General features: G+C 69.2%; 26 protein-coding genes. 12 read left to right on the forward strand and 14 right to left on the reverse strand.

Translation table 11 applies throughout. The annotated features are described in order from the left end of the window. Nucleotides 1–69 precede the first annotated feature (69 nt). Nucleotides 70–894 carry a hypothetical protein gene (locus ACNYS0_RS20535; protein WP_422475618.1) on the forward strand — a complete coding sequence of 275 codons (825 nt, stop codon included), beginning with the start codon at nucleotides 70–72 and terminating at the stop codon, nucleotides 892–894. Between the two features lie 76 nt (nucleotides 895–970). Here ACNYS0_RS20535 and thiC read toward each other — a convergent pair whose 3' ends face one another. After that, nucleotides 971–2,746 carry a phosphomethylpyrimidine synthase ThiC gene (gene thiC / locus ACNYS0_RS20540; RefSeq protein ID WP_422475620.1) on the reverse strand — a complete coding sequence of 592 codons (1,776 nt, stop codon included), beginning with the start codon at nucleotides 2,744–2,746 and terminating at the stop codon, nucleotides 971–973. Between the two features lie 235 nt (nucleotides 2,747–2,981). On the opposite strand from thiC, the gene ACNYS0_RS20545 reads away from it, so the two are divergent. After that, nucleotides 2,982–4,319 carry a YibE/F family protein gene (locus ACNYS0_RS20545; RefSeq protein ID WP_422475622.1) on the forward strand — a complete coding sequence of 446 codons (1,338 nt, stop codon included), beginning with the start codon at nucleotides 2,982–2,984 and terminating at the stop codon, nucleotides 4,317–4,319. Nucleotides 4,320–4,428: 109 nt separating this feature from the next. Here the strand turns inward: ACNYS0_RS20545 and ACNYS0_RS20550 are convergent, their stop codons facing one another. From ACNYS0_RS20550 to ACNYS0_RS20565, 4 genes are all read right to left on the reverse strand, one after another. Further along, entirely contained in the window at nucleotides 4,429–4,893 is a 465-nt protein-coding gene (locus tag ACNYS0_RS20550) for an SsgA family sporulation/cell division regulator (RefSeq protein WP_422475624.1), read from the reverse strand. Nucleotides 4,894–4,993: 100 nt separating this feature from the next. Then, the gene (locus tag ACNYS0_RS20555; RefSeq protein WP_422475626.1) at nucleotides 4,994–5,770 is read right to left on the reverse strand and encodes an IclR family transcriptional regulator; all 777 of its coding nucleotides are present in this window, start codon (nucleotides 5,768–5,770) and stop codon (nucleotides 4,994–4,996) included. Nucleotides 5,771–5,955: 185 nt separating this feature from the next. Beyond that, on the reverse strand, nucleotides 5,956–6,171 hold the full coding sequence (locus ACNYS0_RS20560; protein ID WP_266718729.1) for a DUF5326 family protein: 216 nt from the start codon (nucleotides 6,169–6,171) through the stop codon (nucleotides 5,956–5,958). A 168-nt stretch (nucleotides 6,172–6,339) separates the two neighbouring features. Then, nucleotides 6,340–6,657, reverse strand: coding sequence for a cupin domain-containing protein (locus ACNYS0_RS20565; protein WP_422408393.1), 318 nt, complete (start codon nucleotides 6,655–6,657; stop codon nucleotides 6,340–6,342). Between the two features lie 48 nt (nucleotides 6,658–6,705). Here ACNYS0_RS20565 and ACNYS0_RS20570 point away from each other — a divergent pair, with 48 nt between their 5' ends. From ACNYS0_RS20570 to ACNYS0_RS20590, 5 genes are all read left to right on the forward strand, one after another. Further along, the gene (locus ACNYS0_RS20570; RefSeq protein WP_422475628.1) at nucleotides 6,706–7,086 is read left to right on the forward strand and encodes a phage holin family protein; all 381 of its coding nucleotides are present in this window, start codon (nucleotides 6,706–6,708) and stop codon (nucleotides 7,084–7,086) included. Nucleotides 7,087–7,098: 12 nt separating this feature from the next. Further along, on the forward strand, nucleotides 7,099–7,593 hold the full coding sequence (locus ACNYS0_RS20575; protein WP_422475631.1) for a low molecular weight protein-tyrosine-phosphatase: 495 nt from the start codon (nucleotides 7,099–7,101) through the stop codon (nucleotides 7,591–7,593). Further along, nucleotides 7,590–8,735, forward strand: coding sequence for a cystathionine gamma-lyase (locus ACNYS0_RS20580; protein WP_422475633.1), 1,146 nt, complete (start codon nucleotides 7,590–7,592; stop codon nucleotides 8,733–8,735). The genes ACNYS0_RS20575 and ACNYS0_RS20580 overlap by 4 nt, the downstream gene beginning before the upstream one ends. 210 nt (nucleotides 8,736–8,945) lie before the next feature. Then, the gene (locus ACNYS0_RS20585; RefSeq protein WP_422475635.1) at nucleotides 8,946–9,851 is read left to right on the forward strand and encodes a LysR family transcriptional regulator; all 906 of its coding nucleotides are present in this window, start codon (nucleotides 8,946–8,948) and stop codon (nucleotides 9,849–9,851) included. A 59-nt stretch (nucleotides 9,852–9,910) separates the two neighbouring features. After that, nucleotides 9,911–10,393, forward strand: coding sequence for an NUDIX domain-containing protein (locus tag ACNYS0_RS20590; RefSeq protein ID WP_385758972.1), 483 nt, complete (start codon nucleotides 9,911–9,913; stop codon nucleotides 10,391–10,393). 32 nt (nucleotides 10,394–10,425) lie between these two features. Here ACNYS0_RS20590 and ACNYS0_RS20595 read toward each other — a convergent pair whose 3' ends face one another. Continuing rightward, nucleotides 10,426–11,802 (reverse strand): globin domain-containing protein, encoded by a 1,377-nt coding sequence (locus ACNYS0_RS20595; protein WP_422475637.1) that lies wholly within the window; start codon nucleotides 11,800–11,802, stop codon nucleotides 10,426–10,428. Between the two features lie 577 nt (nucleotides 11,803–12,379). Between ACNYS0_RS20595 and ACNYS0_RS20600 the strand changes: the two genes are divergently transcribed. After that, nucleotides 12,380–13,264 carry a GNAT family N-acetyltransferase gene (locus tag ACNYS0_RS20600; RefSeq protein ID WP_422475639.1) on the forward strand — a complete coding sequence of 295 codons (885 nt, stop codon included), beginning with the start codon at nucleotides 12,380–12,382 and terminating at the stop codon, nucleotides 13,262–13,264. Nucleotides 13,265–13,332: 68 nt separating this feature from the next. On the opposite strand, the gene ACNYS0_RS20605 is transcribed toward ACNYS0_RS20600, so the two are convergent. Together ACNYS0_RS20605 and ACNYS0_RS20610 are read right to left on the reverse strand one after the other, a co-directional pair. Continuing rightward, the gene (locus ACNYS0_RS20605; RefSeq protein ID WP_422475641.1) at nucleotides 13,333–13,752 is read right to left on the reverse strand and encodes a GlcG/HbpS family heme-binding protein; all 420 of its coding nucleotides are present in this window, start codon (nucleotides 13,750–13,752) and stop codon (nucleotides 13,333–13,335) included. Nucleotides 13,753–13,823: 71 nt separating this feature from the next. Further along, nucleotides 13,824–15,029, reverse strand: a complete 1,206-nt coding sequence (locus ACNYS0_RS20610; RefSeq protein WP_422475642.1) for an MFS transporter — start codon at nucleotides 15,027–15,029, stop codon at nucleotides 13,824–13,826. 146 nt (nucleotides 15,030–15,175) lie between these two features. Here ACNYS0_RS20610 and ACNYS0_RS20615 point away from each other — a divergent pair, with 146 nt between their 5' ends. After that, the gene (locus ACNYS0_RS20615) at nucleotides 15,176–15,634 is read left to right on the forward strand and encodes a MarR family winged helix-turn-helix transcriptional regulator (protein WP_422408384.1); all 459 of its coding nucleotides are present in this window, start codon (nucleotides 15,176–15,178) and stop codon (nucleotides 15,632–15,634) included. Between the two features lie 46 nt (nucleotides 15,635–15,680). Continuing rightward, complete coding sequence (locus ACNYS0_RS20620) at nucleotides 15,681–16,133, forward strand: GNAT family N-acetyltransferase (RefSeq protein ID WP_422475644.1); 453 nt, start codon at nucleotides 15,681–15,683, stop codon at nucleotides 16,131–16,133. 58 nt (nucleotides 16,134–16,191) lie between these two features. On the opposite strand, the gene ACNYS0_RS20625 is transcribed toward ACNYS0_RS20620, so the two are convergent. Together ACNYS0_RS20625 and dnaB are read right to left on the reverse strand one after the other, a co-directional pair. Next, entirely contained in the window at nucleotides 16,192–17,574 is a 1,383-nt protein-coding gene (locus tag ACNYS0_RS20625) for a serine hydrolase domain-containing protein (protein ID WP_422475646.1), read from the reverse strand. Nucleotides 17,575–17,654: 80 nt separating this feature from the next. After that, the gene (gene dnaB / locus ACNYS0_RS20630) at nucleotides 17,655–19,133 is read right to left on the reverse strand and encodes a replicative DNA helicase (protein WP_422475648.1); all 1,479 of its coding nucleotides are present in this window, start codon (nucleotides 19,131–19,133) and stop codon (nucleotides 17,655–17,657) included. A gap of 459 nt (nucleotides 19,134–19,592) precedes the next feature. Here dnaB and ACNYS0_RS20635 point away from each other — a divergent pair, with 459 nt between their 5' ends. Next, complete coding sequence (locus tag ACNYS0_RS20635) at nucleotides 19,593–20,930, forward strand: MATE family efflux transporter (RefSeq protein ID WP_422475649.1); 1,338 nt, start codon at nucleotides 19,593–19,595, stop codon at nucleotides 20,928–20,930. Nucleotides 20,931–21,069: 139 nt separating this feature from the next. Here the strand turns inward: ACNYS0_RS20635 and rplI are convergent, their stop codons facing one another. The 4 genes from rplI to rpsF form a co-directional block, all read right to left on the reverse strand. After that, complete coding sequence (gene rplI / locus ACNYS0_RS20640) at nucleotides 21,070–21,516, reverse strand: 50S ribosomal protein L9 (RefSeq protein WP_399228850.1); 447 nt, start codon at nucleotides 21,514–21,516, stop codon at nucleotides 21,070–21,072. Nucleotides 21,517–21,534: 18 nt separating this feature from the next. Further along, a complete protein-coding gene (gene rpsR, locus ACNYS0_RS20645) occupies nucleotides 21,535–21,771 on the reverse strand; it encodes a 30S ribosomal protein S18 (RefSeq protein ID WP_003949403.1) in 237 nt (78 codons plus the stop codon). 63 nt (nucleotides 21,772–21,834) lie between these two features. Next, nucleotides 21,835–22,449: a single-stranded DNA-binding protein gene (locus ACNYS0_RS20650; protein WP_422475650.1), complete on the reverse strand. Its 615-nt coding sequence runs from the start codon at nucleotides 22,447–22,449 to the stop codon at nucleotides 21,835–21,837. 75 nt (nucleotides 22,450–22,524) lie between these two features. Continuing rightward, nucleotides 22,525–22,815, reverse strand: coding sequence for a 30S ribosomal protein S6 (rpsF, locus tag ACNYS0_RS20655; protein ID WP_164559357.1), 291 nt, complete (start codon nucleotides 22,813–22,815; stop codon nucleotides 22,525–22,527). Nucleotides 22,816–23,102: 287 nt separating this feature from the next. Between rpsF and ACNYS0_RS20660 the strand changes: the two genes are divergently transcribed. Then, nucleotides 23,103–23,423, forward strand: a complete 321-nt coding sequence (locus tag ACNYS0_RS20660) for a hypothetical protein (protein WP_422475652.1) — start codon at nucleotides 23,103–23,105, stop codon at nucleotides 23,421–23,423. Nucleotides 23,424–23,446 lie beyond the last annotated feature (23 nt).

Below are 23,446 nucleotides of genomic sequence, written 5' to 3' on the forward strand. Positions count from 1 at the left end.
GGCTCCCCTCCGTTTCTGCCCGACGGCTCGCACCCATGCGGGCCACCAAGCCCTACGGAGCATCGGGGGATGCACATGAACAGCGCTCCGCATTTGCTGAACGAGGACCGTCCCGAGTTCGAGCGGCTCCTCGATGACGCGCTGCGTACCGCACCGAATCGGCCTGAACTCGCCGCCGTGGGCCAGCGGCTCAACCCCGAACAGCTGCGCACGATGGCGCTCGGCGCCGCCGCACTGATCAACACGGCGGCCGCCGACGAGTACCAGCGCTACGTCAAGATCCGCGAGGAACTGCGCTCCACACCGCGGCTCCTGCGTCCGCTACGCGAAGGAGGCAACTCCAGCGGGGAGAGCACGGGACCGGGCGTCGCCGCGGTCGCCGTCGTGCTCGCCCCGGTCCTTGCCGGGACCGCGGCCGTGATCTTCCTGATCGTCGGCTACGTCCTGAGCATGCTCAACCCGGTACCGGCCTTCGCCAGGACCCTGCGCACCTTCGGCTGGGTCTTCGGCGCGATCACCGCGGCGAGCATTCTCGTCGCGGCCGTCTGCCTGCTGCTCGCGGCGTTGCGCAACGGCTCGACGTCGCTCCAGGCGAGCACGCACGGCGAGGCCAGCGAGGAAGTGAAGCAGGCCAGGGAAGCCTGGCGCGTCGCGCTCCTGGACCGGGGCATCCTGCCGTTCCTGCGGGACGCCCTGGCGGATCCGTCGACGGGCGGCGGCTCGCAGCTCGGGGGCCGCGGCGGCTCCGGCGGGCGCATGCCGCACCTCGGCTACAACAGGCCGGGGTTCAGCAGCCCCGACGGCGGCGGCACGGCCACGGGCCAGCGCGCCGGCTATTCGAGCCCGGACTTCTCCAGCCCGGACTTCGGCGGCCCGGACCACCAGCCGGACTGACCCTCCGGCGGTCACGGGCCGTTCGACGACGAGGCCCCTCGGGCACGAGGGGCCTCACCGTCATGCGCGCATGCCGTCAGTCGGCGATCGGCAGATACACGCGGTTGCCGGCCTGCGCGAACTCCTTGGACTTCTGCTCCATGCCCTCCTCGATCTCCGAGGACGTGCTGCCGTGTTCGCGGCGGATGTCCTGCGAGATCTTCATCGAGCAGAACTTCGGCCCGCACATCGAGCAGAAGTGCGCCGTCTTCGCGGGCTCCGCCGGCAGCGTCTCGTCGTGGAACTCCCGCGCCGTGTCCGGGTCGAGGGCCAGATTGAACTGGTCCTCCCAACGGAACTCGAAGCGGGCGTCGGAGAGCGCGTCGTCCCAGGCCTGCGCGTCCGGGTGCCCCTTGGCGAGGTCCGCCGCATGCGCCGCGATCTTGTACGTGATGACACCGGTCTTCACGTCGTCGCGGTTGGGCAGTCCCAGGTGCTCCTTCGGCGTGACGTAGCAGAGCATCGCCGTGCCCCACCAGGCGATCATCGCGGCGCCGATCCCGGACGTGATGTGGTCGTACGCCGGGGCGACGTCGGTGGTCAGCGGGCCGAGCGTGTAGAACGGCGCCTCCTCGCAGATCTCCTGCTGGAGGTCGATGTTCTCCTTGATCTTGTGCATCGGGACGTGGCCCGGGCCCTCGATCATCGTCTGCACGTTGTGGCGCTTGGCGATGGAGTTCAACTCGCCGAGCGTCCTCAGCTCCGCGAACTGCGCCTCGTCGTTGGCGTCCGCGATGGAGCCGGGGCGCAGGCCGTCGCCGAGCGAGTACGTGACGTCGTACGCCGCGAGGATCTCGCAGAGCTCCTCGAAGTTCTCGTAGAGGAAGCTCTCCTTGTGGTGCGCGAGGCACCACGCGGCCATGATCGAGCCGCCGCGCGAGACGATGCCGGTCTTGCGGTCGGCGGTCAGCGGGACGTACGGGAGGCGGACGCCCGCGTGGACCGTCATGTAGTCCACGCCCTGCTCGGCCTGCTCGATGATGGTGTCCCGGTAGATCTCCCAGGACAGCTCCTCGGCCTTGCCGTCGACCTTTTCGAGGGCCTGGTAGAGCGGCACGGTGCCGATCGGCACGGGGGAGTTGCGCAGCAGCCACTCGCGCGTGGTGTGGATGTTGCGGCCGGTGGAGAGGTCCATGACCGTGTCGGCGCCCCACTTGGTCGCCCAGGTCATCTTGTCCACCTCCTCCTCGATGGAGCTCGTCACGGCCGAGTTGCCGATATTGGCGTTGACCTTCACCAGGAATCGCTTGCCGATGATCATCGGCTCGATCTCCGGGTGGTTGACGTTGGCGGGCAGCACGGCCCGGCCCGCCGCGATCTCCTCGCGCACGACCTCCGGCGCGACGTTCTCCCGGATGGCCACGTACTCCATCTCCGGGGTGATCTCCCCCCGGCGGGCGTACGCGAGTTGGGTCACGGCCCGACCGTCGCGGCCTCGGCGAGGCTGACGCGGGCGGCCGGGGAAGACCGCGTCGAGGTTGCGCAGGCCGCCGCGCGGCGACGTGTGCTTGATGCCGTCGTCCTCGGGACGGACGGGGCGGCCCGCGTACTCCTCGGTGTCGCCGCGGGTGATGATCCAGTTCTCCCGCAGCGGCGCGAGGCCGCGGCGGACATCGGTGTCGACGGTCGGGTCGGTGTACGGACCTGAGGTGTCGTACAGCGTCACCGACTGCCCATTGGTGAGGTGCACCTGACGGACCGGCACCTGGAGGTCGGGGCGCGAGCCCCTGATGTACCCCTTGTGCCAGCCGATGGACTGGCCGGCCTCCTCGGTCGAGCTGGAGGCAGGCGTGTGTGCGTCCGTTGTGGTCATGAGACCTACTCCCTACGCCGGCATTACCCGGTAACAGGTTCAGCGGTCGACGCAGCGATATCCGTCCCCTGGTCACGCCGTTCCACGCTGTTTCACGTGAAACGCGCTGGGACGAAGGTCAGCGCCCTCTCAGCCCGGTGCTCCGAGCTCCCGCGATGGCAAAAGCGCCTCCACGCTAACGTGACGTACGCCGCGTTGACCAGAGGGCCCCCTCCGTTCTTGCGATGATCTGGCGGTGACCACCAGCCAGCAGCCCCCAGCTCCGCCGTCCCACCCGCCGCACGGGCACTCCCACAGCCATGGTCCAGCGGCACCTGTCTCGCGGCATCTGCGCAAAGTGATCGCGGCCGTCCTGATCCCGTTCTCGGTCGCGGTCGTCGTGGGTCTCGTGGTGCTCTGGCCGGGCGGCGCGCCCCCGCACGAGCGCAGCGGGGTCGGCTTCGACCGGCAGACGCAGCAGGCCACGGTCACCCGGGTCGAGAAGGTCGACTGCTCGTCCGTGCACGCCCAGGGGCAGAGCCCCACCGGGGACCCCACGGCGCAGCAGGGCACGACCGGCAAGCAGAAGTCCAGTGGCACCTGCGAGAACGCGACGATCCGGATCGACAGCGGCAAGGACAAGGGCCGTACGTTCACCGAGGTCGTCCAGCCGGATTCACCGCGGCAGTTGCACGAGGGCCAGAAGGTGATCGCCGCCTATGCGCCCGACGCACCGAAGGAGTTGCAGTACTCGGTCACCGATGTGAACCGCAAGGTTCCGATGATGCTGCTGGCCGGAATCTTCGCCCTGGCCGTGGTCGTGGTGGGCCGGATGCGCGGCGTCATGGCACTGGTCGCGCTCGCGATCAGCTTTATGGTGCTGACCTTCTTCATCCTGCCCGCGATTCTCCAGGGATCGAACCCCCTCGTCGTCGCGGTCGTCGGCGCCAGCGCCATCATGCTGATCGCGCTCTACATGTGTCACGGCCTGACGGCCAGAACCTCCGTCGCCGTGCTCGGCACCCTCGTCTCGCTGCTGCTGATCGGCCTGTTGGGCTCGCTGTTCATCGGCTGGGCGGCCCTGACGGGCAACACCGACGACAGCACGGGGCTGATCCACGGCCTGTACCCGGACATCGACATGAGCGGTCTGCTGCTCGCCGGCGTCATCATCGGCTCGCTCGGCGTGCTCGACGATGTGACGGTCACCCAGACCTCTGCCGTGTGGGAACTGCACGAGGCGAACCCGACGCTGGGCCGGCGCGCCCTGTACCGGGCGGCCATCCGTATCGGGCGCGACCACATCGCGTCCGTCGTCAACACGCTCGTCCTGGCCTACGCGGGCGCCGCGCTGCCGCTGCTGCTGCTCTTCTCGATCGCGCAGAGCAGCGTCGCCGACGTGGCCAACAGCGAGCTGGTGGCCGAGGAGATCGTGCGCACGCTGGTCGGCTCGATCGGCCTCGTCGCCTCGGTGCCGGTGACCACCGCACTGGCCGCGCTCGTGGTCTCCGCCGACCGCCCGGAGAAGCGGGGGCCCGTGAAGGCCGCTCCCGCTCCTGGCCGCGGTGGCGGAGGCCGGCGGCGTAAACGCTGAAAAGCGCGGAACTGCTCGGGTGCACCGCGCTGCTGAAGCGTTACGTCCGTTCCTGTGTCGTACAAACCGTCTGGTGTCGCCGTCTGCCGTCGTGCGGGCCGATGGGGAGTCAGCCCGCGCTCTGCTCCTCGGCGAGGATCCGGTCGAGGGCCTCGTCGAGGTCGGACTCGAAGTCCGCGCCCGATTCCTCCTGGCCGAGCGGGACGAGCTTGTCCGTCCGGTCGAGGAACGCGACGAGCGGTGCGACTCCGGCCCGGAACAAGGCCTGGTCCGCGCCGACCTGGAGCCTGATGTGCACCTCTCCCGGCATCTCGCCGACCGCGCCGCCCACCCGCTCCACCGGTGTGACCTGTACGTCTCCTTCACCCGTTGCCCCGTTGACCCCGTCGACGAGGAGCTCCCGGCCGAACGCCCAGGTCACAGGCGCGTCTCCGGGAAGATGGAAGGTCAGCCGCACGGCATACGGATCGGTGGACTCGTACCGGAGCTCCACCGGAATGCGGAATGAGAGCTCCTCGGAGACGAGGAAGCTCATCATGACCTCTGCTTGAACTGCTTGTACCGACTCGCGCATCGCCTACCCCGTCAACTTGCCGTCGATTGGCCAGGATTTATCTCCCTGACACTGCTGGCATCTTGCTCAACGTACACACAGGATTACAAGGAGTGAGTTTTCAAATGCTGATAGAGAAGGCGAGTGTTCCTACCAGCCTGCCGATCTCGTGCTGCAACCGGCGGGCCGTGGGCAGCAGTTTCTCCGCCTGATGGGAAGGGAGAGAAATGGCCAACGTTGCCGCGGTAGACCCGATCGTCAGGGGGAACGCGGCGCAGGCCGTGCCCAGCGCGTACTCCTGGCGTTCGACGACCGGCTCCATGCGGCCCACCCGACTCAGCTTCCGCAGCAGCGCGCGGTCGTCACGCACCGAGTACGGAGTGATGGACTGCGCGGGATAGCGGTCGAGGTGGTCCCTGCGGGCCGCCTCGTCGAGCTGGGAGAGCAGACACTGACCGATGGCGTGGGCGTGGCCGGTCTCCCGGAAGTCGGCCCACTCCTCGACTGCCGGGTTGCCGGGGGTGTCGGCGACGGCGACGAGCTCGATCTCGCCGTCGCGGTAGACCGCGAAATAGACCGGGACGCCGATGGTGTCGCGCCAGTGCCGCAGCGCGTCGGTGATCATGCTGCGACGATTCTGCTGCGCTCCGCTGCTGCTCAAACGCTCGGCGGCGTCACCGAAAACGAAGACGCCGTTTTCCCGGCGGAGATATCCCTCATGAGCCAGCGTGCGCAGGAGGTGGTACGCGGTGGGAAGGGCGAGGCCGGCTTCCCGCGCGAGCTGCTTGGCCGGCGCCCCGTCGTCATGGGAAGCGACCGCCTCGAGCAGTCGCATGGCTCGCTGTACGGAGCCGATGAGTGTCTGCGGGGCGGCGGGTGCGGTATCGACCGTGGCCAAGGTTCACTCCCGATGCGCGTGGGGGACCCCCGCGTGTTCGAGGCTCGCAGGGGGCTAAAGCCATCGAATTCCGGACTCTAACCCTTGGCCACCGATTGGTGCCCGCCGCGCAAGGAAACTTCCCCCGGTCGTGCGAAAGGTAGCGCGACGCAACGACCGGGATCCGCACACAAGTGCGCCCGGCTTCACCAGTCGCGGCTCCGCGACGACGAACCGACCATGAACTTCCGCACTACGTAGATGAGTCCACCCACCAGTGCGGCGAACACGAGCACCTTGAACAGCAGGCCGATCACGAAGCCGACGACGCTGGCGATCAGACCGCCGAACACGACGATGGCGATGACCGGCACCGCGACCCACTTCACCCACCACGGCATGTCCGCGAATATCTCTCGCACTGCCATCGCTCCTTCGTTGTCTCTTCCGGTGTTGTCTCTTCCGGACTCTGCCTCGATGCTTGCGCTTCGAGCTTCTGATTCGATGCTGGCACGTCAAAGGCCCGCACGGGCCCTTCCGATCCCTTGTCCTCCCCTGACCCGACCCCTAGGGAACCCCGAGGCGGTGCCTCAGCCTTCCGGGGGCGAGAAGACGACAAGGACGCGCAGGTCCTCACTGATGTGGTGGAACTTGTGTGCGACACCGGCCGGCACGTACACGACGCTGCCCCGGCCGACCTGGGTCGTCTCCATGCCGACCGTGATGGAACCGCGGCCGCTCACCACGAGGTAGACCTCGTCCTGGCTGTGCGGCTGCTGGGGGTCCTGGGTGCCCGCGTCGAGCGCGTACAGCCCGACCGACATGTTTCGCTCCCGCAGAAACTGCAGATACGCCCCGTCATTGGCGGCTCTCTCCGCCTCGAGCTCATCCAGCCGGAACGCCTTCATCCTTCTCGCCCACCCCTGTCACCAGTCATGTCTGCAACGATCAGACACATGAAGAATTTCCTAGTCAAGACGATCGCCAACGCGGGAGCCCTGGCCGTCGCGGTCTGGGTGCTCGACAAGATCATTCTCACCGGCGACAGCACCGGCAAAAAGGTCGGCACGCTGATCCTCGTCGCCCTCATCTTCGGCCTGGTCAACGTGATCGTGAAGCCGGTCGTGAAACTCCTGACCTTCCCGCTGTTCATCCTCACGCTCGGCCTGATCACGCTGATCGTGAACGCCCTGATGCTGCTGCTGACCTCGTGGCTGGCCGATCAGGTGGATCTGAGCTTCCACGTCGACGGCCTCTGGACCGCGATCCTCGGTGGCCTGATCGTGTCGATCGTCTCCTGGGCGCTGAACGTCGTACTGCCCGAAGGCAAGGACTGAGAGCGGCCGAGAATGACCTACCGCGTCTGTTTCGTCTGCACCGGCAACATCTGCCGCTCGCCGATGGCCGAGCACGTCTTCCGCGCCCGCGTCGAGGAGGCGGGGCTCGACGGCCTCGTCGAGATCGACAGCGCGGGGACGGACGGCTGGCACGAGGGCGACGGCGCCGACCCGCGCACCGTCCGCGTCCTCACCGAGAACGGCTACACCGCCGAGCACACGGCCCGCCGGTTCCACGGCGAGTGGTTCGCGCGCCTCGACCTGGTCGTCGCGCTCGACCACGGACATCTGCGCGCCCTGCGCCGCCTGGCGTCGACGCCCGAGGACGCCGAGAAGGTGCACCTGCTGCGGTCCTACGACTCCGGGGCCGATCCCTCGGACCTGGACGTCCCCGACCCGTACTACGGCGGTCTGGGCGGCTTCGAGGAGTGTCTGAAGCTGGTCGAGGCGGCGTCCGAGGGCCTTCTCGCCTCCGTACGCGAGGCAGTGGAGGGACGGGGCGCATGACGGAGCCTTCGGCACAGGAGCCGGGAGACGGTACGAGGGCGGTCCGGGCCGGTCTTCCCGAACCGGTCAAGAACGAACCGACCCTGCCGGGGCCGGTGTTCGCCGCACACTTCCATCTGCCCGGCGATGTGTCGGGGCCCTATGCGTACGGCCGCGACGAGAACCCGACGTGGACGCATCTCGAGCGCGCCATCAGCGAGTTGGAGGCTCCCGGGCGCTCCGGCGTGGAGACGCTGGCCTTCGCCTCCGGCATGGCCGCGATCTCCGCGGTCCTCTTCTCGCAGCTGCGCGCGGGCGACACGGTGGTTCTGCCGGCCGACGGGTACCAGGTCTTCCCCCTCGTCCGCGAGCAGCTCACGGCGTACGGGATCGAGGTGCGCACCGCGCCGACCGGCGGTGACGCGCAGCTCGACGTGCTCGACGGGGCGCGCCTGCTGTGGCTGGAGACGCCGTCCAACCCCGGCCTCGACGTCTGTGACGTCCGGCGCCTCGCCGACGCCGCCCACGCACGCGGGGCGCTCGTCGCCGTGGACAACACGCTCGCGACGCCGCTCGGGCAGCGCCCCCTTGAGCTCGGCGCCGACTTCGCGGTGGCCAGTGCCACCAAGCAGCTCACGGGCCACGGCGACCTCCTGCTCGGCTACGTCGCGTGCGCCGACGCCGAGTCGATCGCCTCGGTGAAACGCTGGCGCAAGATCGTCGGGGCGATTCCGGGGCCGATGGAGGCCTGGCTCGCGCACCGGTCCCTCGCCACGCTCGAACTGCGCGCCGAGCGGCAGAGCGCCAACGCGCTGGCCGTGGCGCACGCCCTGCTCGAGCGGGCGGACGTCTCCGGGGTGCGCCACCCCGGTCTGCCCGGCGATCCGTCCCATGCCGTCGCCGCGCGGCAGATGCGGCGGTTCGGCTGCGTGGTCTCCTTCGAACTGGCCTCGCGCGCACGGGCCGAGCGGTTCCTCGACGCCCTGACCCTGGTGGACGACGCGACGAGTTTCGGCGGCGTACGGTCCACCGCCGAGCGGCGCGGACGCTGGGGCGGGGACGCCGTCGCCGAGGGCTTCATCCGCTTCTCCGCGGGCGCCGAGACCACCGAGGACCTGGTGGCGGACGTGCTGCGGGCGCTGGACGAGGCCCACGACCGGTGATGCCGCCGGTCGGCTAGTACCGCGCTACGCACAACGGACGGTCCGAGCCTCCCCCCTCGTGGCTCGGACCGTCCCGGCTCTCAACGCGCGAAGAACCGCGCGAACAAGGCTAGTTGACTCTGTGTCAGTGTCCAATCACGGTAGCGACAGAGACCTATCGACTTATTTATAGTTGGGCGCGCCGGGGGTTGGGGAGGGAGGCGTGCCGCGATGGATCTCGCGTTGCTGCGCACCTTTGTGACGGTGCACCGCGCCGGTTCGTTCACGCGCGCCGCCGCTCTGCTCGGCCTGTCCCAGCCGGCCGTCACCTCCCAGATCCGCACGCTGGAGCGGCAGCTGGGGCGTCCGCTCTTCCTGCGCCAGGCGCGCGGTGTGACCGCCACGACGATCGGCGACGAGCTGGCCCACAAGGCGGCCCCGCATCTCGACGCCCTCGTGGAGATCGCCGAGGCCGGTCTCGACGAGGAGTCCGCCGTACGCACCCTGCACCTGGCGGGGCCTCCCGAGTTCACCGCGGAGCGCGCCCTGCCCGCGCTGACGGCCCTGACCCGGGACGACGGACAGAGCATCGCGTTACGGGCGAGCTTCGGCACGGCCGAGGAAACCCTGGAGGGACTCGCTGCGGGGCATCACGATCTGGCCATCGCGACGGCCCGTCCACGCGGCGCCCTGCTCACGGCGACTCCGCTCTGCGACGAGGAGCACGTCCTGGCCGCCGCGCCTCGCCTGGCCGCCCGGATCGGCCGCGGCATGCTGCATCCGGACGCGGCACCGTCGCTGGAGAAGTTCCCCGTGGTCGAGGTGCACGAGTCGTTGCCCCTGGTCAGCCGCTACTGGGCCGCGGTCTTCGATTCCCGGCCCGCCGTCTCCGGCACGGTCGTCGTACCGGATCTGCGTGCGGTGCTGGCCTGTGTGATGGCGGGCGCCGGCCTCGCCGTTCTGCCGCGCTATCTCTGCGAGGAGAACCTGGAGCGCGGGGAGATCGTCGCGCTGCTCGACCCACCCGTGCCACCGCTGCGCACGTACTTCCTGGTGGTGCGCACCGGCACACTGGCCATGCCGCACATCGCGCGGGCGCACGAGTGGCTACTGCGTGCTGCCGTCGACTGGTCGTGATCGGGGCGCCGAGCGATGCGGGATGTTTCACGTGGAACCAGCCGGGCCACATTTCTCCCATGACCGTCCGACCCGTGGTCAAGCGCACCGCACGCGCCGTCCTGCTGGATGGCGACAACCTGATCCTGATCAAGCGGACCAAGCCCGGCGTCGATCCGTACTGGGTGACTCCCGGTGGCGGGGTCGAGCCGGAGGACACGACCGTCGTGGACGCCCTCCATCGCGAGGTGCACGAGGAACTCGGCGCCAAGATCGTCGACGTGGTGCCCTGCTTCGTGGACACCGTCGAGCACATCGGCGAGGACGGCGGCGCGACCGGCGTGAAGGTCCAGCACTTCTTCGTCTGCCGACTGGAGTCGATGGACACCGACCAGCGGCACGGGCCCGAGATCGAGGACCCGTGCGGCGGCTACGAGATCGTGCGGGTGCCGTTCACCCGCGTCGGCATCGCCTCGGTCCATCTGGTGCCGCTCTCGCTGCGGCACTACCTGGACGGCAACATCGAGGGCGTACGGGCGATGCACGCGCCCGATCTGGGCTGACGCCGCTCGTCACCGGGCCCCGGTGGCGGCGCTCAGTCCGCCGCCGCGACCAGGTCCTCGACCGAGTCGTGCCGGATCCGGCTGCCGGGGACACCGCTGCGCCGCAAGGCGTCGATGCTGCTGCGGATCATGCCGGGAGGCCCGGAGAGATACGCGTCGTACTCGTTCCAGGGGCCGTACTCGCGCACCGCGTCCGGCAGCTGGAGGTGGGCCTGCTGGTCGACGATGGGACGCACCGAGAGCCACGCGTGGCTCTGTGAGAGGCGCAGCATCGTGTCGATGTCGTACAGGTCGTGGTTGGTGCGGGCGCCGTAGAACACCTCGACCGAGCGCTGGTGCCCGTGCTCGGCCACGTCCTCGACGAGCGCCTTGATGGGCGCGATGCCCGTGCCGCCGCCCAGGCAGAGCAGCCCACTGTCGGTGGTGTGGTCGACGGTCATGGAGCCCGCGGGCGGGCCGAGGCGCAGTACGTCGCCGGGGCGGGCCCGGTGCACCAGGGCGTTGGACACCCAGCCCGCCGGGACGGCCTTCACGTGGAACGAGAGCAGCCCGTCCGAGCGGGGCGCGGAGGCGAACGAGTAGTGCCGCCAGATCCGCGGCCACCAGGGCGTCTCCAGCGTCGTGTACTGCCCGGCCAGGAACGGGTAGGGCTGATCGGGCCGCACGGTCACGACGGCGACGTCGGGGGTGCGCAGATCGTGCGAGACGACCTCGGCCATCCACCAGGCCGGCGCCTTCAGCTCGTCCTCGGCCGCCGCGTCGATCATGACCTGGGAGATCGTCGTGTACGTACGGACCCAGGCGGCCTCGGTCTCCGCGTCCCACGTGGTCGTCGCGTACTGGGTGAGCGCGGCGATCAGGCACTCGCCGACGGCTGGGTAGTGGTCGGCCTGCGTGCCGTACTTGCGGTGTCCGCGGCCCAAGTTCTTCAGGTACGCCACCAGGACGGGCTTGTTGTCTATGTGCTCGGCGGCGGTCAGCAGCGCCTTGAGGAGCCGGTCGCGCTGGGTGTCCATCGCCGCGGGGAAGAGCGGGCGCAGCTCGGGGTGGCGCACGAAGAGCAGGGCGTAGAAGTACGAGGTGACCCGGTCGGCGACGGGGCCGACCTCTTCCATGGTGCGGCGGACGAGGATCGCGTCGGGGGACGCCTGCGCGGGAGCGGGGCGCGCGGGGGCGGCCACGGGGCCGGGCGTCTCGGCGGCGCGCGGCGGAGTGGGCTGCTGCGTCTGCTGCCCGGGCGGCGCCTGACGCGGCTCCGGTATTCGGTGCTCCTCCTGCGTCGCGTCCTGTCCGGATCCGGTGGTCGGCGGTTGCGGGGCCGGGGCCGTGCGCGGTGTGAACCAGCCGCCCCCACCGTCCGAACCGTCAGAACCGGAACCGGCCGACGGCGTAGTGGTCGGAGCGTCCATGCTGTGCCTCGCCTCGAACATATTTCGGTCGGTCAACGTACTCCCGAGCTGTTCCGCGCCCGGAAACTGTGGGCTTTCCCCCGCGTGCCTCGACGACAATGCAGTCCACATTGAACACTGCATTCCGGACGGCTACTGACAAGTAAGCCAAGAGTGTGACATTGTCCGCAGTCCCCTCGTCGCAGCATGCCACCCGGTGCCATTGCCCAGAACGCAAAGCGGAAAGTGCAGGTCTTCGATCTCTCCGTCCCGTTAGGCTGCGTGGGCCTGCGCGCACCACGGGCTTCCCCTCGGCCTTCTTCGGCCACCCGGCGCGATCCGGACCCGACGATACCGGCCGCCGCGAAGTCGACAACCCCCTACCGGCATAACTGCGGATTAAGCGAACACCGGCCACTTCGTAAATTCCTCAATTACCGGTCTCGGCGCGCCAATTCACGCGCCAGACGCCGTCGAGGGTGGGCGGGTGAGGCCCCGCCGCGATGTTTCACGTGAAACTCCCGCGTGGCCGAAAGCACCAGGGCACTCTCCACAAAGCGGTGGACGCCACGGGGTGAAGTCCGACAGCCTGACCTGCGTGTCGACACCTTCCCTCTCCGGCCTGCCCATCCGCCGCCTCACCCTCCGCGATGTCCTCGCGTGCGCCGACCTGTCCGAGGACCGGGGCTGGCCCCGTGAGGAACACAAGTGGCGGCTGCTGCTCTCCGCCGGTACCGGCTTGGGCATCGACGACCCCGACGGCGGTCTGGTCAGCGCCTGTGTGGTGACCGAGTACGGCCCCCGGGAGCGACCCGAACTCGGGGCGATCGGCATGGTCCTGGTCGCTGAACGGCACGCGCGGCAGGGGGTCGGCAGGCGCCTGATGCGCCACGTCGTCGAGCGGGCGGGCACGACCCCGCTCACGCTCCACGCGACGCCGTACGGGCAGCCGCTCTACGAGGAGTTGGGCTTCAAGGTCACTGGGCGGGCGGAGATGGTGCGCGGCCGCTTCGCCGCGGGCGGGGCCCTGCCCGACGTCACCACACGCGCGGCCACCGCGGAGGACCTCACTGCGATCCTCCGCCTGGACGCCGAGGTCTTCGGCCCGGACCGTACGCATGTCATCACGCGACTCCCGGCATTCGCGGACCAGTTGCGGGTGGCCGTGGACGGCCGGGACGGCGGCGCCGGTGGTGGGCTCATCGGCTTTGCGGCCGCCTGGCCCAACGAGGACACCCATGTCGTCGGCCCTCTCGTCGCTCGTGACACCGCGACGGCACAGGCCCTCGTGGCCTCGCTCGCCGCGGGCACGGACCGGCCGCTGCGCACCGATATCGACGTGCGCCACGAGGAGCTGCTGGCGTGGCTCAAGGGGCGCGGGCTCGAGTCCGTCGGCCTCAACGCGGTGATGAACTACGGGGCTTCGGATCTGCCCGGTGACTGGACCCGCCGCTTCGCACCGCTGACCGTGGCCGCGGGCTGAACACACCTACGCCCCAAGTGCCGCTGTTCTGCGGCGACTTGGGGCGGACGGGGCGCGTACTCGCGCTGTTACGCGAGGGCCTCCACAGCCGCGGTGGCGAAGCCGTGGTCCTGCTCGGGGGCGCCGCCGCCGACGCCGATGGCGCCGATGAGTCGGCCGTCGCGGTGGACCGGCAGGCCGCCTGCGATGAACAGCAGCGGGCGGTCCAGCGCGGTGGGCAGGGTGTGGAAGGGCCCCTCGGGCTTGACCAGGTCGACGAGGTCGGCGGTGGGGGCGTTCAGCTGGAGCGCGGTGTACGCCTTGCGCGTGCTGGTCTCACCGGAGATGAGGACGGCGCGGTCGTCGCGGCGGAAGGCCAGGAGGTGCCCGCCCGCGTCGAGGACGGTGACGCTGACGGTGACTCCGGCCGCCTCTGCTGCGAGGCGAGCGGCGGAGACCAGGGTCTCGGCGTCCTGCGTGCTGAGCGGGGCGATGGCGGTGGTGCTCATGAGGTGGTGCTCCTTGCGGGGTGCTGCTGTGGGGCGGGGGCGTCGTCGTCCCCGCCGTCCGGGGGTTCGGGTCAGTGGTGGGCCGGCTCGGTGCGCGGCTGCTCGGCGGCCGCGACGATCCGGCTAGGAGCGGGCGAGCGGCGCTCCAGGGCCGCGGACAGCACGGCCAGGACGAGAGCGGCCGCGGCGAGCACGGCGCCGACCCAGTTCGGGGAGGTGTAGCCGAGGCCCGCGGCGATCACCATGCCGCCGAGCCAGGCGGAGAGGGCGTTGCCGAGGTTGAAGGCGCCGATGTTGACGGCCGAGGCGAGCGTCGGGGCACCGGACGCCTGGTCGAGGACGCGCTTTTGCAGCGGCGGCACGGTCGCGAAGCCGAACGCACCGATCAGCACGATGGAGATCGCGGACAGCACCTGGTTGTGCGCGGTGACCGTGAACAGGGCGAGTACGAGGGCGAGCGCCCCCAGCGACACGTACAGCATGGGCATCAGGGCACGGTCGGCGAACTTTCCTCCCGTGAGGTTGCCTGCCACCATGCCGAGGCCGAAGAGGACCATGAGCCAGGTGACGGAGCCGTCCGCGAAGCCGGCGACATGCGTCATCATCGGCGCGATGTAGGTGATGGCCGCGAAGACGCCGCCGAAGCCGAGCACGGTCATCGCCATGGCGAGCACGACCTGCACGTTCTTGAAGGCGGCCAGTTCGTGACGGAGCCGCACGCCTTCCGGCTTGGGCAGGTCGGGTACGAGCTTGGCGATACCGACGAGGCCGATGACGCCGAGCGCGGCGACGACCGTGAAGGTGACGCGCCAGCCGGCGGTCTGGCCGATGAACGTGCCGAGCGGGACACCGACGACGTTGGCGACGGTCAGGCCCGTGAACATCATGGCGATCGCTCCGGCCTTCTTCTGCGGTGCCACGAGTTCGGCCGCGACGACCGAGCCGATGCCGAAGAACGCGCCGTGGGCGAGCGAGGCGACCACGCGGCCGATCAGCATGACGGCGAAGACGGGCGCGACGGCGGAGAGCAGGTTGCCGACGATGAAGAAGCCGAGGAGCAGCATCAGCATCCGCTTGCGCGGGATGCGCTGTCCCAGGGCGGTCATCAGCGGGGCGCCGAACATGACGCCGAGTGCGTAGCCCGTGACCAGATATCCGGCCGTCGGGATGGAGACGCCGAAGTCACCCGCGACCTCTGGGAGCAACCCCATGATCACGAATTCCGTGGTCCCGATCCCGAAGGCCCCGATCGCGAGGGCGAGAAGCGCGAGAGGCATTGAAGGGGTCCCTTCCAGACTGTTGCGGGTGCGCTTTACGAGACCTCACAATAATTGCAGACGCTGGTTAATTGCAAACGCGGGCAACCCCCACGCATCGACTACCCTGGAAGCGAGCCGCTCCGAGACGGAGGAACCACGTAGCCATGACCGCCACAGATCCCGCACTGACCGCCCTCTCCCAGGGCTGGTGCGCACTCTCCCTGCTGCACGGCAGGATCGAGTCCCACATCGAGCGCGCGCTACAGGCCCGACACGGGCTGAGCGTGCGCGAGTACTCGCTCCTCGACGTCCTCAGCCGCCAGCACGACGGAGAGGGCGGGCACCTGCAAATGAAGCAGGTGGCCGATGCCGTCGTCCTGAGCCAGAGCGCGACCACGCGGCTGGTCACCCGGCTCGAGGAGCGCGGCCTGCTGCTGCGCTACCTGTGCCCGACCGACCGACGGGGCATCTACACGAACGTCTCCGACGCCGGCTTCGAGCTCCTCGAAGAGGCGCGGCCCACGAACTCCGCGGCATTGCGGGAGGCCCTCGACGCCGCGGCCGAGAACCCTGAGCTCGCCCCCCTGGTCAAGGCGGTCGAAGGGCTCCACACCGTCGCCTGACCGGGCGGCACACCGTCGGCGGGAGGCCCCGCATAGGCTGCGGTCCATGGGAGATCTTGAGATCAGGCCGGCCGCGGCCGAGGACATTCCGCAGATCGTCGCCATGCTGGCGGACGACCCGCTGGGCGCCCAGCGGGAGTCACCGGAGGACCTCGCGCCGTATCTCGCCGCGCACGCACGACTGACGGCCGACGCCCATCAGCACCTTGTCGTCGCCGTGCGCGGGGCCAGCGTCGTCGGCACGCTGCAACTCAGCATCATCCCCGGGCTCTCCCGGAAGGGCTCCACCCGCTCGATCATCGAAGGCGTCCGCATCCACACGGACGAGCGCGGCAGCGGCCTCGGTACGCAGCTCATCGAGTGGGCCGTCGAGGAATCCCGGCGCCAGGGCTGCCAGTTGGTGCAGCTGACCTCCGATGCCACACGCACCGACGCCCACCGCTTCTATGAGCGCCTCGGCTTCGTGGGCTCGCATCTGGGCTTCAAGCTACAGCTGTGAGCGAAGGGCCCATCGGTCGGCTGTTTCACGTGAAACAGCCGACCGACCTCGCTGCGCATCACCGCGGAATGCCCCGCCACCCCTCCGGGTCCACCCCGCCGGGCACCGGCCCGTCCGCCGGGTACGGCTCCCGCGTGAAGACGAAGGACCCGAGGTCGAGGTGGCTCACCGTCCCGTCGTCCCGCCGGACGGCCCGGAGCAGTTCTCCCGCGTAGTAGTCGTCGAGCCCGGTCCAGGTGCCGTCGCCGTTCGACCGGAACCGGGAACGTCGTCCGCCCTCGGCCGCCGGCCCCAGCTCCACTCCACCGTCTGCCGCCAGGCGCAGCACCACGGCCTGAGTCCCCCAGTACCAGGGCCCCACCAGCTCCAGTTCGGACGCATCCACCTCGGGGAGCGGCCGCCACGGTTCGGGCAACCTCGGTTCGGCCTCCGCGACGGTCGCCAGCAGCTCGGCGGCAAGCGTCGCCACAGGAACCCCGGAGGTGCAGTTCGCGAGGGCGACCGCCACGAGCCCCTCCTCCTCGCACAGCCACAGACCTGCCACGAACCCCGGCAGCGAGCCAGTGTGTCCGGCCAGGGTGAGGCCGCCGCCCCTCACCACCTGCACGCCGAACCCGTACGAGGCCTCCCAGTCGCCCGGCACCGTCGGCGCGGCGGGGGTCCGCATCTCCCGGACCGATTCCGCACTCAGCACCCGGTCGTCCCCGACCGCAAGGAAGGACGCGAAGACGGCCAAGTCCCTTGCCGTGGACCACAGTTGACCCGCGGGGGCCATCAGGCCCAGATCCTCACTCGGCTCTGGAAGCAGCACGTCCGCGTACGGGTGCACGGCCCAGCCCCCGGCGTGCGGTTGCTGTGGCTGGACGCTGGTGCGGGTCAGCCCCAGGGGTTCGAGGATCTCGTCGCGCAGCGCCTTCTCCCAGGACACTCCTCGCACCGCCTCGACCAGTGCGCCCAGGAGCGTATAGCCGGGGTTGGAGTAGTGGTGGCGGCGCCCGACGGGGTGCCGGAAGGGCTGTTCGCCGAGGACGTCCGCGAGAGTCGGGCGCAGGCTCGCGGGGCTCCGCTCCCACCATTCCCCCGGCGTCTCGGCCGCCAACCCGCCGGTGTGGGCGAGCAGTTCGGCGATGGTGACCGTGCCGACACCGGTGCCCGACAGGTGCTTCTCCAGCGGGTCCGCCAGATCCAGCAGCCCTTCGTCACGCAACCGCATCACCAGCACGGCCGTGAACGTCTTGGTGATCGAACCGATCCGGTACTGCACGTGCTCGTCCGGCCCATGGCCGTCCACCGAGGTACGCGACCCGGTCCACACCAGCTCACCGTCCCGCGCGACGGCGGCCACCAATGAAGGCGCCCGCCCCTCGCTCTGGGCAACGGCTACGCGGTGCAGGAGCGCGCGGCGCGTGGTGGGCAACAACTCTTCCGGGGATGTCGTCATGAGCCCAGTCCACCCCGGCCGCCCACCGGCGTCGAGCGGTTTTCACCGGAGGCTGATCCTCGCCCGCCGGTCGCCTCTGATCAGGTCTGGGCCATGTCCACGAAGCGCGAGTAGTGGCCCTGGAAGGCGACGGTGATCGTGGCCGTCGGACCGTTACGGTGCTTGCCGACGATGATGTCCGCCTCGCCCGCGCGCGGCGACTCCTTCTCGTACGCGTCCTCGCGGTGCAGGAGGATGACCATGTCGGCGTCCTGCTCGATGGAGCCGGACTCACGCAGGTCGGAGACCTGCGGCTTCTTGTCCGTGCGCTGCTCGGGGCCACGGTTCAGCTGGGAGAGCGCGATCACCGGCAGCTCCAGCTCCTTGGCCAGCAGCTTCAGGTTTCGGGACATGTCCGAGACCTCCTGCTGACGGCTCTCGGAGCGCTTGGAGCCACCGGCCTGCATCAGCTGCAGGTAGTCGATGATCACGAGCTTGATGTCGTTGCGCTGCTTGAGCCGACGGCACTTCGCGCGGATCTCCATCATCGACAGGTTCGGGGAGTCGTCGATGTACAGCGGCGCGGCCGAGACCTCGGGCATCCGGCGCGCGAGCCGCGTCCAGTCCTCGTCCGTCATCGTGCCGGAGCGCATGTGGTGCAGGGCCACGCGTGCCTCGGCCGACAGCAGACGCATCGCGATCTCGTTGCGCCCCATTTCGAGGGAGAAGATGACGCTGGGCAGGTTGTTCTTGATCGACGCGGCACGCGCGAAGTCCAGCGCCAGCGTCGACTTACCCATGGCGGGGCGGGCCGCGATGACGATCATCTGGCCCGGGTGCAGACCGTTGGTGAGCGAGTCGAAGTCGGTGAAGCCGGTCGGCACACCGGTCATCTCGCCGCTGCGCGAACCGATCGCCTCGATCTCGTCGAGCGCGCCCTCCATGATGTCGCCGAGCGGGAGGTAGTCCTCGCTGGTGCGCTGCTCGGTGACCGCGTAGACCTCGGCCTGCGCCCTGTTGACGATCTCGTCGACGTCGTCGTCGCCCGCGTATCCCATCTGCGTGATCCGCGTGCCGGCCTCGACCAGACGGCGCAGTACGGCGCGCTCGTGGACGATCTCCGCGTAGTACTCCGCGTTCGCCGCCGTCGGGACCGTCTGCACGAGGGTGTGCAGATACGATGCGCCACCCACCTTGTTGATCTCGCCGCGCTTGGTCAGCTCCGCGGCGATGGTGATCGGGTCGGCGGGCTCGCCCTTGGCGTAGACGTCGAGGATCGCCTGAAAGATCGTTTCGTGGGCCGGCTTGTAGAAGTCGGCGCCCTTGATGACCTCGACGACGTCCGCGATCGCGTCCTTCGACAGGAGCATGCCGCCGAGCACGGACTGCTCGGCATCAAGATCCTGCGGCGGAACGCGCTCGAACGTGGCGGGTCCCTCGTCCCAGCCGCCGCCCTCGCTGCCGCGCTCGTGCTGGTCGCCCTGGCCTCGGCCACCGCCCCGGAACGGCCGGGAAGGGGGCAGGCGATCACTGGGACCGTCGTCGGCCCAGGGGTCGTCCAAAGGCTCGGAGATACTCACCGGGCCGCCTCCTCCCGTCCGCCGAGCGGACCTCGCCGTACCCCTCATTCCTACGGCACGACACTGACAAATAAGAGGCCCAACTCCGCTTCTGACGCGTCGGTTTTGTGAGGTTTCCGAGCTCGCGGGACACGGTGGGCGCCGCACCACGGTAGGCCCGTGGGCACCGTCAGCCAATCTGGTTATCCACAGGCGGTGTGGATGACGGGCCCCTCGCTGTGGAGAACCTGGCAAAACCTGTGCACGACACGGTGGACAGGGCTGTGAACAAGCCCTCAGGCTATTCCATACACATGACCTGACCTGCGGTTTTCCCATCCACCGGCTGTGCAGAAGAAAAACTTTCCCAGTCGGCCCAAGATCTCCGCCAACCCCGCCGCGCGACACGCGGAAGACCTCCACAAGTAAGGGTCACTCTCGCATTGCATCTCTTACCTGTGGAAGATTAGATTGGTGCCCATGACACAGGCTCCCGCGACACCCAAGGCCGCCCGACGCCGGCACGACCGAGAGATCGTCGCCCTCGCCGTTCCCGCCTTCGGCGCACTCGTCGCTGAGCCGCTTTTCCTCATGGTCGACAGCGCCATCGTCGGCCATCTCGGCACCTCTCAGCTCGCCGGACTTGCCGTCGCCTCGGCCCTGCTCCAGACCGCGGTCAGCATCTTCGTCTTCCTCGCCTATGCGACCACCGCGGCGGTGGCCCGCCGCGTCGGCTCCGGCGATCTGAAGTCCGCCATCCAGCAGGGCATGGACGGCATCTGGCTCGCCCTTTTCCTCGGCGCCGTCGTCGTCGCGGTCACGCTCCCCACGGCTCCGTCGCTGGTCGAACTCTTCGGCGCCTCCGACACCGCGACGCCCTACGCGATCACGTACCTGCGCATTTCCTCGCTCGGCATTCCCCCGATGCTCATCGTCCTCGCCGCCACCGGCGTGCTGCGCGGACTACAGAACACCAAGACCCCGCTCTACGTGGCGGTCGCCGGCTTCATCGCCAACGCCGGGCTGAACGCCGCGCTCGTCTACGGCGCAGGCCTGGGCATCGCAGGTTCGGCCTGGGGCACCGTCATCGCCCAGGTCGGCATGGCGGTCGTCTATCTCGTCGTCGTGGTCCGAGGCGCCCGCCGCCATGGCGCTTCCCTGCGTCCGGACGCGGCCGGTATCAGGGCCTGCGCCCAGGCGGGCGCGCCGCTTCTCGTCCGTACGATCTCGCTCCGGGCGATCCTGATGATCGCGACGGCCGTCGCGGCACGGCTCGGCGATGCCGATGTGGCCGCGCACCAGATCATCCTGTCCCTGTGGAGCCTGACCGCTTTCGCCCTCGACGCCATCGCCATCGCGGGCCAGGCGATCATCGGCCGCTACCTCGGCGCGGACGACGCTCCGGGCGCACGAGCCGTGTGCCGTCGGATGGTGGAGTGGGGGATCGCCGCAGGAGTCGTCCTTGGCGTACTGATCGTCGCCACCAGGCCGCTGTTCGTCCCACTGTTCACGAGCGATCAGCTCGTACAGGACGCCGCCCTGCCCGCCCTCATCGTCGTGGCCCTGTCCCAGCCCATTTGCGGGATCGTCTACGTCCTGGACGGTGTCCTCATGGGCGCGGGCGACGGGCCGTATCTGGCCTGGGCCATGCTGGTCACGCTCGCCGTGTTCACGCCTGTGGCGCTGCTGGTCCCCGTCTTTGGCGGCGGCCTCACCGCGGTCTGGGGCGCGATGGCACTGATGATGACGGTCCGCATGATCACGCTCTGGATCCGCTACCGCTCGGGACGCTGGGCCGTGACGGGCGCGACGCGCTGACTTGTAATGCGCCGTTTCACGTGAAACGGCGCACCCGCGAAAGACGACCGTTTCACGTGAAACGCAGTCGGCAAGCGTGTGGGGCCGCACCCCGAAGGGTGCGGCCCCACATGTGCTTCAGCACTGCTCAGAGCAGAGCTCAGGCAGAGACGACCTCGATGTTGACCTTGGCGGCAACCTCAGGGTGCAGACGCACGGAGGCCTCGTGGCCACCGAGCGACTTGATCGGCGAGCCCAGCTCGACACGACGCTTGTCGACCTTCGGACCACCGGCAGCCTCGATCGCCGAAGCGATGTCGGCCGGGGTGACGGAACCGAAGAGACGACCGGCGTCGCCGGAGCGGACGGCCAGACGGACCGCGGTGCCCTCGAGCTTGGCCTTGATCTCGTTGGCCTGCTCGATGGTGGCGATCTCGTGGATCTTGCGGGCGCGGCGGATCTGCGCCACGTCCTGCTCGCCACCCTTGGTCCAGCGGATCGCGAACTTCCGCGGGATCAGGTAGTTACGGGCGTACCCGTCCTTGACGTCGACGACCTCGCCGGCGGTGCCGAGGCCAGTGACCTCGTGGGTCAGGATGATCTTCATGTTTCGGTCACCCTTTCCTTATCGCGCGGTGGACGTGTAGGGCAGCAGCGCCATCTCACGGCTGTTCTTCACGGCCGTGGCGACGTCACGCTGGTGCTGCGTGCAGTTGCCGGTCACGCGGCGGGCACGGATCTTGCCGCGGTCGGAAATGAACTTCCGCAGCATGTTCGTGTCCTTGTAGTCCACGTACGTGACCTTGTCCTTGCAGAAAGCGCAGACCTTCTTCTTAGGCTTGCGCACAGGCGGCTTCGCCATGGTGTTTCTCCTGTGTGATCAAGAAGTGTGGGGTGCGAGCCCAGCCCCGACAGGGAGTGATCCCTAGAAGGGGGGCTCGTCCGAGTAGCCGCCGCCGGAGCCGCCGGAGCTTCCGCCCCAGCCGCCACCGCCGCCGCCCTGCTGGCCGCCACCGGCCGGCGCACCGGTCGCCCAGGGGTCGTTGGCCGGGGCTCCGCCCTGGCCACCTCCCTGACCGCCCTGCTGGCCGCCGGGGCCGCCGCCCCAGCCGCCACCGCCGCCGCCACCCTGGCCGCCGCCGAAGCCGCCGCCACCCTGGCCGCCACGACCGCCACCGGGGGTCTTGGTGACCTTGGCGGTGGCGTAGCGCAGCGAGGGGCCGATTTCGTCGACCTCGAGCTCCACGACCGTCCGCTTCTCGCCCTGCTGGGTCTCGTACGAACGCTGCCGCAGACGTCCCTGAGCGACGACGCGCATACCGCGCGTCAGCGACTCGGCGACGTTCTCCGCGGCCTGACGCCAGATCGACGCGCGGAGGAACAGCGCATCGCCGTCCTTCCACTCATTGGTCTGACGGTCGAACGTCCGGGGCGTCGACGCGATCGTGAAGTTCGCGACGGCCGCGCCGGACGGGGTGAAGCGCAGCTCGGGGTCGTCGGTCAGGTTTCCGACGACGGTGATAACGGTCTCGCCTGCCATGGGGGAACCTCTCGGCGGGTTTGCTGCTGGCTGCTTGCTGCTACTCGAATCCCGAGTGCCGCTGAACTAGGAGGTTCAGTGGGTCTCGGGACGGAGGACCTTGGTCCGGAGGACCGACTCGTTCAGGTTCATCTGGCGGTCGAGCTCCTTGACGACCGCAGGCTCGGCCTGCAGGTCGATGACCGAGTAGATGCCCTCGGGCTTCTTCTTGATCTCGTACGAGAGCCGACGACGGCCCCAGGTGTCGACCTTCTCCACCTTGCCGTTGCCCTCACGGACAACAGACATGAAGTTCTCGATCAGGGGGGCGACAGCGCGCTCCTCCAGATCGGGGTCGAGGATGACCATCACCTCGTAGTGACGCATGTGGAACCCACCTCCTTTGGACTCAGCGGCCACGGTCGTTCCGTGGCAGGAGGGTTGTTATGCGTGAGCAACGGTATCGGCCACCACTGACAATCGGGTCCCGCCGAGCGGATCCGCGCTGGTCAGTGGAGTGAGCCCCTGGTCGGGGGCGTGAACAGACACCGGTGCAGACCGTACAGACTACCCGCACCTCTGCTTCCGGTTGAAATCCGGCAGTCGAAGACCGCAATCTGTACACATCGGGTGTGTACGGCGCTACCGTGCGCCGCTTCCGCAGGAGGTGCCCCATGGCACAAGTAATGCGACCGAACAGCACCGCTTCCTCTTCCCTTTTCGCCACGGACGGCAAGCCCCACCCGCTGCCGGACACCCTGCTCGGGGTGACCGTGGTGCTCGGAGCGATCGCGATCATCACCTCGCTCTGGCCCGGCCTCCATCTCCTCAGCTCCTGGGCGGGGCTCGCCGGCATCCTGACCGGGGCCTACGGCCAGTTCGTCTCCGAGACGACCCGGGAACGATTCGGCCTGATCCTGGGCCTGGGTGCGTCGGCCATCGGCTTCTTCATCGGCATGGCCCACGGAGGCCTCTTCGGCGGGGTCATCGGCTGAGGCGGGCCGCCTCGAAGGCCCCC

The organism is Streptomyces anthophorae (genome assembly GCF_049310305.1).
Classification (GTDB): Bacteria; Actinomycetota; Actinomycetes; order Streptomycetales; family Streptomycetaceae; genus Streptomyces.